Origin of the sequence: Pseudomonas sp. NS1(2017) (assembly GCF_002269425.1) — a bacterium.
Classification (GTDB): domain Bacteria; phylum Pseudomonadota; class Gammaproteobacteria; order Pseudomonadales; family Pseudomonadaceae; genus Aquipseudomonas; species Aquipseudomonas reactans.
In genome coordinates, this window is the sequence record NZ_CP022960.1 from 6286351 (window position 1) to 6298697 (window position 12347).

A 12347-nucleotide genomic window follows, 5' to 3' on the forward strand; every position below is an offset into this window, starting at 1 on the left:
GCGCAGTGTCAGTCAACCGATGTATTGACTGATCCACCGCATTCGCGAGCAAGCCCGCTCCCACATTTTTGTCCCCGGTGAATCAGGGAAATTACAGCTTTATTGAGGAACGACCCGGCTTCTTGGTCTGCAACAAATGCGAGAACACCGCATGCAGATCATCCGACGCGCTCTCTTCATCGAGGTTGAGCTTGCTGTCGATGTGGTCCATGTGATGCATCATCAGGTTCACCGCCAACGCCGCGTCCCGCGCTTCGATCGCATCGATCAATTGGGTGTGCTCGTCGTAGGAACAGTGCGAGCGGTTGCCGCTTTCGTACTGGGCGATGATCAATGAGGTCTGGGACACCAGGCTGCGCTGGAAGCTGATCAGCGGCGCGTTCTTCGCCGCTTCGGCCAGCTTGAGGTGGAATTCGCCGGAGAGGCGGATACCGGCGCCACGATCGCCACGGGAGAAGCTGTCGCGCTCGTCGTTGACCATCTGGCGCAGCTCGGCCAGTTGTTCGGCCGTGGCGTGTTGCACGGCCAACTCGGTAATCGCCCGCTCCACCAGACGCCGTGCGAGGAACACCTGGCGGGCTTCTTCGACGCTCGGGCTGGCCACTACCGCACCACGATTGGGCCGCAGCAGTACCACGCCTTCATGGGCCAGGCGCGACAGGGCGCGGCGAATGATGGTGCGGCTCACGCCGAAGATTTCGCCCAGTGCCTCTTCACTCAATTTGGTGCCGGGTGCCAGGCGTTGTTCGAGGATCGCCTCGAAGATATGCGCGTAGACGATATCGTCCTGGGTTCCGCTGCGACCGGCCTTGCCGGCTCGCGGTTGTTTTTTGAGAGGTTGCAACTGTTCGTTCATGGGCACTCGGGTTTGGAGAACGGCGGCGAATTAACGGTAATACGGCAACAGCGGGTCGCTGGCAAGTATCACCTAAAAACAGGGCACATTGTACACAACCGGATGCGCCAACACACTGTACGGCTGTTTGCGGCGTCGGCTGTATTGCAATGAGTCGTTACGTTTGAGTTTAGGCTTGAATCCAAGATTTCCCATGAACGACATCCCACTGTAAGAGCGAGCTTGCTCGCGAAGAACCTGCGAGCGCCACGACCATCCCGTATGCCCGCGTCAACATTGACGTTTTTCGCGAGCAAGCTCGCTCCTACAGTAGTCTAGCCAAGGAACACCTCTTGATGACTGACGCCGCCCAAGCGCCTCTGCGCCCATTGGCCGACACCTCTCCCTCGGCGATTGTCGCCGGTTTCATCGCCATGATGACCGGCTACACCAGCTCCCTGGTCCTGATGTTCCAGGCCGGGCAAGCCGCCGGTTTGACCACGGCGCAGATTTCTTCATGGATCTGGGCGATTTCCATCGGCATGGCGGTGTGCAGCATCGGCCTGTCGCTGCGCTATCGCACGCCGATCACCATTGCCTGGTCGACGCCGGGCGCCGCACTGCTGATCACCAGCCTGGGCGGTGTGAGTTATGGCGAGGCCATCGGTGCCTACATCACCTGCGCCGTCCTTGTGACGATTTGCGGGTTGACCGGCAGCTTTGAAAAACTGGTCAAGCGCATCCCGGCCTCGCTGGCGGCCGCTTTGCTGGCAGGGATTCTGTTCAAGATCGGCAGCGAGATCTTCGTCGCCGCGCAACATCGCACCGGGCTGGTACTGGGGATGTTCTTCACTTACCTGGTGATCAAGCGCCTGTCGCCGCGTTATGCGGTGCTGGCGGCATTGGTGATCGGCACCGTATTGTCCGGATTGATGGGGTTGCTGGACTTCAGTGGTTTTCACCTGGAAGTGGCGACGCCGGTGTGGACCACGCCGCACTTCTCGCTGGCGGCGACCATCAGCATCGGCATCCCGCTGTTTGTGGTGGCGATGACGTCGCAGAACATGCCCGGCGTCGCCGTGCTCAGGGCCGACGGTTACAACGTGCCCGCCTCGCCGCTGATCACCGCCACCGGCCTGGCCTCACTGGTGCTGTCGCCCTTCGGCTCCCACGGCATCAACCTGGCAGCGATCAGCGCGGCCATCTGCACCGGGCCCCATGCTCATGAAGACCGTAACAAACGCTACACCGCCGCCGTGTGGTGCGGAGTGTTCTACGGGATTGCCGGGGTGTTCGGCGCGACCTTGGCGGCGTTGTTCGCAGCCTTGCCCAAGGAACTGGTGCTGTCGATTGCGGCGTTGGCGCTATTTGGCTCGATCATCAATGGCTTGAGCATCGCCATGAATGAACCGAAGGAACGGGAAGCGGCACTGATCACCTTTATGGTTACCGCGTCTGGCTTGACGCTGTTTTCCATCGGGTCGGCGTTCTGGGGGATTGTGGCGGGAGTGTTGACGTTGCTGATTCTGAATTGGCGCAAGGCATAAAAAAACGGCGACCCTGAGGTCGCCGTTTTTTTCAGTATCACTTAGCCGCGTTGATCGGCTTTTCCGGATACCACACGTCCAGCAGTGGGCTGACTTCAGCGCTTTTCAGTTCGCTGCGGCCTTTGAGCCAGCTTTCAACCGCTACGCGCTGTTCTTCGTTGACCGAGCCACGCTTCTGCAGGCAAACCAGACCGAAGTCATCGCCGCCAACATAGCCCAGACCATTGGCTTCCATGGCTTCTTTGATGAATGCTTCGAGGAAAGCGTCGGTAGCTTCTTCACTCAGGTCTTCTTTGAAGTCCAGGTTCAGTTCGAAACCCAGCTCTTGAAATTCATCAACGCACAGTTTTTTGCGCAGACGCTGGGAACGGTTAGTCGCCATTGGAACAATCCTCATAAGTAATAACGGGCGGCACTTTAGCAGTTTAAGGCGGCGATTGCCCGACTCTCTGGGACAGGCGGCACTTTGCGTGTAAAAAAACGCCGAATTCCAGCTATCGTTCAGCTACAAGTGGATCCACCTTGGGGCATAATGCCGACACTTTCATGACCATTGAGGGATTTTTCTTATTTACCCCTCGCCTTTTTCACCCTCCTCAGCAGTAGGGTTTTACTTCTTATGATCAAATCTTTGCGTTCAGTGTTTTTCGCCGGTCTTATTCTGCCACTGGCCTTTTCCGTCTCCGCCGCCCCCGTCAACAACACCCTGCCGCCGAATGTTCAACAGGCGCTGGCCAAAGCCAAGCTGCAAAACACTGCGTTGTCCTTGGTAATGATCCCCCTGAACGGTCCGGGCACGCCGACTGTCTTCAACGCCGACGTCTCCGTAAACCCGGCCTCGACCATGAAGCTAGTCACCACATATGCAGCCCTGGAAATGCTCGGCCCCAACCACCAGTGGAAAACCGAGTTCTACACCGACGGCACCCTCAGCGGTGGCGTGTTGCACGGCAACCTGTACCTCAAGGGCGGCGGCGATCCCAAGCTGAACATGGAAAAACTCTGGCTGCTGATGCGCGACCTGCGCGCCAACGGCGTGCAGCAAGTCACCGGCGACCTGGTGCTGGACCGTGGTTTCTTCAATCAGCCGCTGTTGCCGGAATTCAATGACGACGGCAACGACGAGAACAAACCGTTCCTGGTCAAGCCGGACGCGCTGCTGGTCAACCTCAAGGCCCTGCGTTTTGTGACGCGCAATGACTCCGGCCGCGTGCTGGTGTCGGTCGAACCGCCAATTGCGAGCATTCGCATCGACAACCAGGTCAAGGTCTCCAACGCCAAGCAGTGCACCGGTGATGTGCGCTACAACCCGGTCACCGCCGCCGATGGCAGCGTGACGGTCACGGTCAGCGGCCAATTGGCCGATGGCTGCAGCTCGCAGACTTACCTGTCGTTGCTCGACCACGCCACCTACACCGCCGGCGCCGTGCGCGCGATCTGGCAGGAACTGGGCGGCACTATCCAGGGCCGTGATATCCAGGCGCCAGTGCCCAAGGATGCCAAGGTACTCGCCCGGGCCTTCTCGCCGGACCTGGCGGAAATCATTCGCGACATCAACAAATACAGTAACAACACCATGGCCCAGCAGTTGTTCCTGAGCCTGGGCGCGCAGTTCCGCAACGACGCCGACGGCGACGATGCCAAGGCAGCCCAACGTGTGGTGCGCCAGTGGCTGGCGAAGAAAGGCATCACCGCGCCGCACCTGGTGATGGAGAACGGCTCTGGCCTGTCGCGTGCCGAACGGGTCAGCGCCCGCGAAATGGCGGCCATGCTGCAAGCCGCGTGGAAAAGCCCTTACGCCGCAGAATATATCAGCTCGATGCCGATTGCCGGCACCGACGGCACCATGCGCAAACGCCTGAAGACCACTGCCATGCGCGGCGAAGCCCACGTCAAGACCGGTACTTTGAACACCGTACGTGCCATCGCCGGGTTCAGCCGCGACAACAACGGCAATACCTGGGCCGTGGTGGCGATCCTCAACGATCCGAAGCCATGGGGCGCTTCGTCGGTGCTGGATCAGGTGTTGCTGGATTTGTATCGTCAGCCGAAGGCAGTGGCGGCCGCTCCGGTACTCTGATTTATTGAACGGGACCGCTGCGCGCTCCAGCGGGAGCAAGCTCCCTCGCCACGACTTCCACCCGATCCCTGCCCGCCTGCTTGGCCACATACACGGCCGAGTCGGCGCGTAGCAGCAACCCGTCAATGCCTTCATCCACCCGCCAGCTGGCCACGCCAAAGCTGGCGGTGACGATGCCCACCGGTTCCATCGGCGCACTGCGCAGCGACGTCCACAATTCCATCGCCAGGCTGTAGGCCTGTTCGCCATCGGTGTGCGGGCACAGCACCATGAATTCCTCGCCGCCCAGGCGACAGAACACATCGGTGCGGCGCAGGCGCTGGCTGATGCGTTTGCACAGTTCCTGCAGCACCCCATCGCCCACGGCGTGCCCGTGCTGGTCGTTGATGCGTTTGAAGTGATCGATATCCAGCATGATCACCGACAAGTTACCCGAGGTGCGATTGAGCCTCACCATTTCGGCCTTGAGGCGATCCTGGAAATAGCGGCGGTTATGAATCCCGGTCAAAGAGTCGGTGATGGACAGCGCACGCAGTTCTTCTTCCACCCGTTTCAGATCGGAAATATCCGACACGTAGCCATGCCACAGCGTACCACCTGCGGGTAACTCTTCCGGGGTCGCCTCGCCACGAATCCAACGCAGGCCGCGTTGCGGCAACAGCACGCGGTATTCCTCGCGCCAATGGCTCAACTGCAATGCTGACAAGCGAATCGAAGCGCGCACCCGTTCCGCATCCAACGGGTGGATGCGCTCGAACACTCGATTCGCATCCTGCTGCAACACCTTGGGTTCGATTTCATAGATGTCGCGCATGCCGTCGCTGGCGTAGATGAATTTCCAGTTGTCCTGGGGCTCCAGGGTGAACTGGAAGATCCCGCCGGGCACATGGGCGCTGAGTTTCTTGAGCAGGCGGTCGCGGGCTGCCAAGGCCTCGTAGGCACGTTTCTGTTCGGTGATGTCTAGGTAAATCGCCAAGTGGCCGATCCACAAACCATGGTCGTCCAGCAACACCGTGGCCAGCATGTTCACGGTCAATTGAGTGCCGTTTTCGCGGATCAAGCTCCATTCGCGGGCTTCGTGCAGGGTGTCCGGGCTTTCCACCAGCATCGCCTGGCTGGCGGGAATACGCTTGCCCAACGCCACACTCAGGCTGGCCGCGCGCGCCTCCAGCTCAGGCGCCAGGTGCAGGCTTTCCAAGGTGTGCGTACCCACTACGTGATCGGCCTTGAAGCCCAACATCTGCTCGGCGCCGGCGTTGAAGGTATTGATCACACCGCGCAGGTCAGTGGCAATGATCGCCACTTGGGTCGCGGCATTCAGCACGCTGCGCAATTGGCCATGGGCACCGCGCAATTCCTGTTCACGCAGACGCAACTGGGCCGTGCGCTGCTCCACCAGCTTCACGGCGCGCTGACGCTGGCTTACCAGCACATAGAGCAAGGCACTGAGCAGCAGGCTGAGCAGGCCGCCCATGGTCAGGATGGTGGTCAGCGAGGAATGGTTGGCCTGGTCGAACACCTGGCTGGGGCGCAGTTTCAGGGCGTACACATGGTCACCCAGCGTGAGGCGGCGCGCGCCGACCAAGTCGCTGCTGCCTACCTCATTGCTGGACTCGAAGAGCACGCGTTTCTGCAGATCGGACGTGTCGATGATCTGCATCACCAAGTTGTCCCGGTCCGGCTTGGGCAAGCCGTCGGCTACCAGCTGGCGCATGCTGATTACGGCCATTACATAGCCGTAGGGCTCGTTCTGGGATTGATCAGAGGTGGGCAAATGGCTGACCGGCGCGACCAGTAAAACCCCGGTGGCATAGGCCGGCTCCACCCCCACCAATTGCATGGGCTGGGACACCGCCAGCTTGCCGGTCTTTTGCGCACGTTCAAGGGTTGAACGGCGCAGGGGCTGGGCCAGAAGGTCAAAACCGAGGGGGGCGCCCAGCAAGCTTTGGGTCTGGCTGTACAGCACCGGCACGTATTCGTCACGCTCGGGCGCCGGGGCCAGTTCGCCAGCCGAATTCAATTCACGGATGAAAAAGGGTGCACCGCGTTGGCTGGACACCTCTTGTTCGAACTGGCTGCGCTGTTCGCGATACACCCGTGGCGCCCAGGAGTAAGCGCGAGCGCGCAATAACAAGGGCTGGGCAAAACCGTCGAATTCTTCGCGAGAGACATCATCGGAGTTGACGAAGAAGCGCCGCAGGCTGTTCAGCCGTTGCTCCTGGTCTTCGAAACGCTCCTGCAGGCGGGTGTAGCGCTCATTGACCAGCAACTGAAAGCGCTGGCGCACCTGTTGCTGATAGAGGTCGGCAGCCGCCCAGGCGACAATCGCCGTCAAGGCAAACCCAGCCAACAACACCACCAATGCCACCAGCCAAGCCGACGCCTGCTCACTGATAAAGCCTAGGATTTTCGGGCGAACGGCTTGCAACGGCATAGGCAACACTCACAACGCCAGCGTGCGGGGGGTGTCACTTTGGCTAGGCCTTAAGTTATAGCCATCGACCCGGTATTTGACCAGCCAAAAGAACTGTAGGAGCGAGCTTGCTCGCGAAGAACGTCAACGATAACGCAGCGCTCTCAAGTTTTTCGCGAGCAAGCTCGCTCCTACAAGGGGCGATCAGCGTGCGGTGATTTTCCACGCCCGATGGATCTTCGCGTTGCGCGCAAAATCCGGGTCGATAGTCTTGTCGCTGATTTCCTCGACCGCATAACGTTCGCTGAGGTTGTCCTCCAGCGCGAACTTGCGGAAGTTGTTCGAGAAGTACAGCACGCCGCCCGGTGCCAGGCGCGCCATGGCCAGGTCGAGCAACTGCACGTGGTCGCGCTGTACGTCGAAGATGCCTTCCATGCGCTTGGAGTTGGAGAAGGTTGGCGGGTCGATGAAGATCAGGTCGAACTCATCGCGGCTGGCCTCCAGCCACGCCATCACGTCACCCTGCTCCAGACGGTTCTTGTCGGAGAAACCGTTGAGGGAGAAGTTGCGACGCGCCCAGTCCAGGTAAGTCTTCGACAAATCAACGCTGGTAGTGCTGCGCGCGCCGCCCTTGGCTGCATGCACGCTCGCGGTGGCGGTGTAGCAATACAGGTTCAGGAAGCGCTTGCCGGCGGCTTCTTTCTGGATGCGCATACGCATCGGACGGTGATCGAGGAACAGGCCGGTGTCCAGGTAGTCGGTGAGGTTGACCAGCAGCTTCACGCCGCCTTCGCTGACTTCGGTGAACTTGCCCTGGGCGCTCTGACGCTCGTACTGCTTGGTGCCGCTCTGACGCTCGCGACGCTTGACCACCACGCGGCTCTTGTCGATGTTCAGCGCCTGGGGAATCGCCGCCAGCGCATCGAACATGCGTGCGGAGGCTTTTTCCGGGTCGATGGATTTCGGCGCGGCGTACTCCTGCACGTGGACCCAGTCGTGGTACAGGTCGATGGCCATGGAGTATTCCGGCATGTCGGCATCGTACACGCGGTAGCAATCCACGCCTTCGCGCTTGGCCCACTTGCCCAGCAGCTTGAGGTTCTTCTGCAGGCGGTTGGCGAACATCTGCCCGCCTTCGCTCAGGCGCGCCTGCTCGACTACCGGGGCCGGAGCAGGTTTGATCGGGTTGCCGTTCTTGTTGTACTGGCGCTCTTGCGGCTCGGCCGGGGCTTGATCGTAAGCGGCTTGCTCACGCTCAGCCTGGCGCTGTTCCGGGGTGCGACGCTCGCCGGTGACGAACTGGTCTGGATTGACCTTGATCAGCAGCAGCTTGCACGGCAACGCGCCGTTCCAGAACGAATACTGTTTGTGGCTGCGGATGCCCATGCGCTTGCCCAGGTCCGGCGCGCCGGTGAACACCGCCGCTTCCCAGCCCATGCAGGCCTGGCGCAGACGCTCGCCGAGGTTCTGGTAGAGGTACAACAGGCTGGCTTCGTCACCCAGACGCTCGCCGTAGGGCGGATTGCAGATGACCAGGCCTTTCTGGTTCTGGTCCGGACGCGGCTCGAAGGTGCCGACTTCGCCCTGGTACACCTTGATCCAGTGGCTCAGGCCTGCGCGTTCGATGTTGTTGCGCGCGGGTTGGATCAACCGTGGGTCGGCTTCGTAGCCTCGGATCCACAGTGGCGGCTTGTTCATGCCGATGGCGGCACGTTCAGCAGCTTCTGCGTGCAGCTTCTTCCACAGCGCCGGGACGTGACCCAGCCAGGTGGTGAAGCCCCACAGTTCACGATTCAGGTTGGGCGCCATGTCGGCGGCGATCATCGCGCCTTCCACCAGGAAGGTGCCCACGCCGCACATCGGGTCGCTCAGCGCGCCGCCTTCAGCGGCAATGCGTGGCCAGCCGGCACGGATCAGGATCGCGGCGGCCAGGTTTTCCTTCAACGGTGCCGCGCCTTGCTGCAAGCGGTAACCGCGCTGGTGCAGGCTGTGGCCCGACAAGTCGAGGGACAGGATGGCTTCGCCACGGTCCAGGCGCAGGTGGATGCGCAGGTCCGGGTTGATCTTGTCGATGGATGGGCGTTCGCCGGTCGGCGTGCGCAGCTTGTCGACGATCGCATCCTTGACCTTCAGCGCGCCGAAGTGGGTGTTGTCGATGCCCGAGCCGTGACCGCTGAACTCAACGGCCAGGGTGCCGTCCGGCACCATGTGGTCGGCCCACTCGATGTCCAGCACGCCGTGGTAGAGGTCTTCGGCGTCCTTCATCGGGAAGCGCTTGAGCACCAGCAGCACGCGGTTGGCCAGGCGCGACCAGAGGCAGAGGCGGTAGGCGGTTTCCATGTCGGCCATGCCGCGCACGGCCGAGGTGTGCTCGCGGGCTTCCTCAAGGCCAAGCCCGACGGCTTCCTCGATCAGCAGGCCTTCGAGGCCCTTGGGGCAGGTGAGGAAGAGTTCAAAACGGTCCGACATGGGGCATTCCAGGCTTTTCAGCAATAAATGAACGGGCGACGCATCGCCGGCTCGGTTTTCAATCAAGCACTTTTCTTGAAGAGTGCTCGCGTGGCACGAATGTGCCGTCCCACCCCGTCCGACAGGCGCTTGGGCCTTTATTGACGGGGCAGATAAACAATTAGCTGTAACAAAAAGAAATATTCCGACCCTTCGTCGAATAATAACCGACTGCAACGGGCGGGCATTCTCACTAAAGGATTAAACCCATCCTCTTTGCAGGGTGCATCATAGCTGGGTTTGCCATACAAATGGGGCGAAAAGCCATCCCAGCTTATGGCTATAGCATCGTTATCGTTACGTGCTTATGACAAAACGATCATTGAATCCATGTGACCTATTGGTTAGAACTCAACACAGGTTGGCGCCGTAACGACGCCGACACATAGGCTCGCCACGCCGGCAGCGAGCCCACCAACGGCAGAAAAACTCTGCCCGGCCTCGGACGAGGCCGAAGGATATCAAGACAGTCAACAAGTGAGGGAAACACCCTATGAGAAGACTTAAGCGTGATCCGTTGGAAAGAGCATTTTTACGCGGATATCAATATGGCGTTCATGGCAAATCCCGTGAGCTTTGCCCATTTACTCTACCGTCGGTACGCCAAGCCTGGATCAACGGCTGGCGAGAAGGACGCGGCGACAACTGGGACGGTATGACTGGCACTGCGGGCATCCACAGACTCAACGAACTTCACGCCGTCGGCTAATCAAGGGCAACTTATTCCGACACCACCTTTGAATATGTAACGACTTACCATGCACGCCCCATCCGGGCGGCGGGCTTCGGCCCAGGGGGCTCCTTAATGGAGCCCTTTTTAATGGGCCTGTAGGAGTCGGCTTGCCGGCGATGAGGCCTTCGGAATCGGCGTTGATCTTGGATACGCCATCGTCGGCAAGCCAGATTCCTACTGTTTTGGTAATGCTGCGATAGCGTCCACCGACTGGCGGATCAGCGCCGGGCCCTTATAGATAAAGCCGGAGTACAACTGGACCAGGCTGGCACCCGCGGCGATCTTCTCGGCTGCGTGCTTGCCTTCTGTGATGCCACCGGCGGCGATGATCGGCAAGCGTCCAGCCAGTTCGGCGGCCAGCACCTTGACGATATGGGTGCTCTGCTCACGCACCGGCGCGCCCGACAGGCCACCCGCCTCGTCACCATAGGCCAAGCCTTCGACACCTACGCGGCTGAGGGTGGTGTTGGTCGCGATCACCGCGTCCATGCCAGCGTCCACCAGGGCTTGGGCGACCAATACGGTTTCTTCGTCACTCATGTCCGGGGCAATCTTGATCGCCAGCGGCACGCGCTTGCCGTGACGCACGGCCAGATCTTCCTGGCGCTGGCGCAGCGCTTCAAGCAGTTGCTTGAGGGAGTCACCGAACTGCAGGCTGCGCAGGCCCGGGGTGTTGGGCGAGCTGACGTTGACCGTCACGTAGCTGGCGTGGGCGTAGACCTTGTCCAGGCAGATCAGGTAATCGTCGACGGCACGCTCGACCGGCGTATCGAAGTTCTTGCCGATATTGATACCAAGGATGCCCTTGTACTTCGCCGCCTGAACCCGCGACAGCAGATGATCAACGCCCAGGTTGTTGAAGCCCATGCGGTTAATGATCGCCTCGGCTTCCGGCAGGCGGAAGATGCGCGGCTTGGGGTTGCCCGGCTGTGGTCGTGGGGTCACGGTGCCGATTTCGACGAAACCGAAACCCAGCTGTGCAAAGCCATCGATGGCCGCACCGTTTTTATCCAGGCCAGCCGCCAACCCGACCGGATTGGGGAAGTCGAGCCCCATTACCGACACCGGCATTTTTGCCGGAGCCTTGCATACCAGGCCATTGAGCCCCAGGCGTCCACCGGCACCGATCAGGTCCAGGGACAGATCGTGGGAAGTTTCCGGGGAAAGTTTGAACAACAACTGGCGGGCCAGGGTATACATGGGCGGGCTAGACTCGGTGGCGGCGAAAGGTGGCGGCGATTATAGCCGGGGTGACGGGGCACGCGCGAGGCGTGAACCTCAATCGTCAGTACCGGTGCGCGACCAACTGCTGGTAATACGCCCAGATTTTCTGTGCATATTGCAGGCGCAACGCCTCACGCTCGGGCCCGGAGCCTGTCCCTACGTTGTAGGAACCCACTGCCGTCCAGTTGTAGCCAAAGCGCTGGATGAACTCGGCCAGGATCGACGCTCCCACCTCAATTGACAGACAGGGCTCATTGATCAAGCGATCCTCGGTAATACCCTGCTTGAGCAAGCGTGGCAGGTGAATGCTGTTGATCTGCATCAGGCCGATGTCCCGCGTGCCATTACGGTTGGCGCGATTTATCGCTTGCGCACGATTACCCGACTCCACGACGGCGATCGCCTGCAGCAACTCCGGCTCGATGCTGTATTGACTCGCAGCCTCCTCCCAGCAGTAGGCCAATGCTTGATTGCTGACCATCAAGGCACCCAGCAGCCAACCCTTGCTCCAGAACCTAGCCACGTTTCAACACCCCCTGGCTGACTCGGCCGCAGGCGGAACACACCTGCTCTGCACGACCCGACACGGCACTCACCGGACAGGTGAAACGATACCCCCGACCGTAGATCGTCTTGATAAACCCCTTATCGGCACCAAGGTACTTGCGCAGCGAGTAAATGCAGCGGGTCAAGGACTCCTCGGCCACTTCCTCTTGGGGCCAGGCCAGTTCCAACAAGCGATCCTTGGTCATCAACGCACCACCGGAGACCAGCAACAGCCGTAACACCCGCCATTCCTTAGGCGGCAACTGGACGTCCGAACCCTCCCCCGTCAGGCGACCATGGTCATGCAAAGTCCAATGCGCAAAAAGCAGGGAAGTCGTCGTCCCTCCATCATCCATGACGCTACCCCGACCTGCGACTACTGACATTGACGTCCTCATTTCAATCACTGGCTCATGTGCCCACGTCATGACTATAAAAACCTGCCTCACTGCTCGCCCGAG

Annotated in this window: 10 protein-coding genes; 3 read left to right on the forward strand and 7 right to left on the reverse strand. The window is 60.4% G+C overall.

The features are described 5' to 3' along the window. Positions 1-91: 91 nt before the first annotated feature. A complete protein-coding gene (locus tag CI807_RS29190; RefSeq protein ID WP_015885332.1) occupies positions 92-856 on the reverse strand; it encodes a GntR family transcriptional regulator in 765 nt (254 codons plus the stop codon). A 335-nt stretch (positions 857-1191) separates the two neighbouring features. On the opposite strand from CI807_RS29190, the gene CI807_RS29195 reads away from it, so the two are divergent. After that, the gene (locus CI807_RS29195; protein WP_095017234.1) at positions 1192-2382 is read left to right on the forward strand and encodes a benzoate/H(+) symporter BenE family transporter; all 1191 of its coding nucleotides are present in this window, start codon (positions 1192-1194) and stop codon (positions 2380-2382) included. Between the two features lie 37 nt (positions 2383-2419). On the opposite strand, the gene CI807_RS29200 is transcribed toward CI807_RS29195, so the two are convergent. Further along, positions 2420-2764: a YggL family protein gene (locus CI807_RS29200; protein ID WP_033900540.1), complete on the reverse strand. Its 345-nt coding sequence runs from the start codon at positions 2762-2764 to the stop codon at positions 2420-2422. A 237-nt stretch (positions 2765-3001) separates the two neighbouring features. Here CI807_RS29200 and dacB point away from each other — a divergent pair, with 237 nt between their 5' ends. Continuing rightward, positions 3002-4462 (forward strand): D-alanyl-D-alanine carboxypeptidase/D-alanyl-D-alanine-endopeptidase, encoded by a 1461-nt coding sequence (dacB, locus tag CI807_RS29205; protein ID WP_016979276.1) that lies wholly within the window; start codon positions 3002-3004, stop codon positions 4460-4462. Between the two features lies 1 nt (position 4463). On the opposite strand, the gene CI807_RS29210 is transcribed toward dacB, so the two are convergent. Both CI807_RS29210 and rlmKL read right to left on the reverse strand, forming a co-directional pair. Next, positions 4464-6896 (reverse strand): GGDEF domain-containing protein, encoded by a 2433-nt coding sequence (locus CI807_RS29210; protein WP_095017235.1) that lies wholly within the window; start codon positions 6894-6896, stop codon positions 4464-4466. A gap of 183 nt (positions 6897-7079) precedes the next feature. Then, positions 7080-9344: a bifunctional 23S rRNA (guanine(2069)-N(7))-methyltransferase RlmK/23S rRNA (guanine(2445)-N(2))-methyltransferase RlmL gene (gene rlmKL / locus CI807_RS29215; RefSeq protein WP_016979274.1), complete on the reverse strand. Its 2265-nt coding sequence runs from the start codon at positions 9342-9344 to the stop codon at positions 7080-7082. A 532-nt stretch (positions 9345-9876) separates the two neighbouring features. On the opposite strand from rlmKL, the gene rmf reads away from it, so the two are divergent. After that, entirely contained in the window at positions 9877-10092 is a 216-nt protein-coding gene (rmf, locus tag CI807_RS29220) for a ribosome modulation factor (protein ID WP_002553055.1), read from the forward strand. A 198-nt stretch (positions 10093-10290) separates the two neighbouring features. On the opposite strand, the gene CI807_RS29225 is transcribed toward rmf, so the two are convergent. The 3 genes from CI807_RS29225 to CI807_RS29235 all read right to left on the reverse strand — a co-directional run bounded on the left by CI807_RS29225 (position 10291) and on the right by CI807_RS29235 (position 12272). Then, a complete protein-coding gene (locus CI807_RS29225; RefSeq protein ID WP_095017236.1) occupies positions 10291-11316 on the reverse strand; it encodes a quinone-dependent dihydroorotate dehydrogenase in 1026 nt (341 codons plus the stop codon). 85 nt (positions 11317-11401) lie between these two features. Next, entirely contained in the window at positions 11402-11863 is a 462-nt protein-coding gene (locus tag CI807_RS29230; RefSeq protein WP_095017237.1) for a transglycosylase SLT domain-containing protein, read from the reverse strand. Further along, the gene (locus tag CI807_RS29235) at positions 11856-12272 is read right to left on the reverse strand and encodes a winged helix-turn-helix domain-containing protein (protein WP_095017639.1); all 417 of its coding nucleotides are present in this window, start codon (positions 12270-12272) and stop codon (positions 11856-11858) included. The genes CI807_RS29230 and CI807_RS29235 overlap by 8 nt, the downstream gene beginning before the upstream one ends. Positions 12273-12347: the final 75 nt, after the last annotated feature.

Bases quoted from the DNA above. Each gene is read 5' to 3' on its own strand.
- rmf (WP_002553055.1), top strand. From the start codon at position 9,877: ATGAGAAGACTTAAGCGTGATCCGTTGGAAAGAGCATTTTTACGCGGA.
- rlmKL (WP_016979274.1), bottom strand. From the start codon at position 9,344: ATGTCGGACCGTTTTGAACTCTTCCTCACCTGCCCCAAGGGCCTCGAA.
- CI807_RS29210 (WP_095017235.1), bottom strand. From the start codon at position 6,896: ATGCCGTTGCAAGCCGTTCGCCCGAAAATCCTAGGCTTTATCAGTGAG.
- CI807_RS29200 (WP_033900540.1), bottom strand. From the start codon at position 2,764: ATGGCGACTAACCGTTCCCAGCGTCTGCGCAAAAAACTGTGCGTTGAT.
- CI807_RS29190 (WP_015885332.1), bottom strand. From the start codon at position 856: ATGAACGAACAGTTGCAACCTCTCAAAAAACAACCGCGAGCCGGCAAG.
- dacB (WP_016979276.1), top strand. From the start codon at position 3,002: ATGATCAAATCTTTGCGTTCAGTGTTTTTCGCCGGTCTTATTCTGCCA.
- CI807_RS29235 (WP_095017639.1), bottom strand. From the start codon at position 12,272: ATGTCAGTAGTCGCAGGTCGGGGTAGCGTCATGGATGATGGAGGGACG.
- CI807_RS29195 (WP_095017234.1), top strand. From the start codon at position 1,192: ATGACTGACGCCGCCCAAGCGCCTCTGCGCCCATTGGCCGACACCTCT.
- CI807_RS29225 (WP_095017236.1), bottom strand. From the start codon at position 11,316: ATGTATACCCTGGCCCGCCAGTTGTTGTTCAAACTTTCCCCGGAAACT.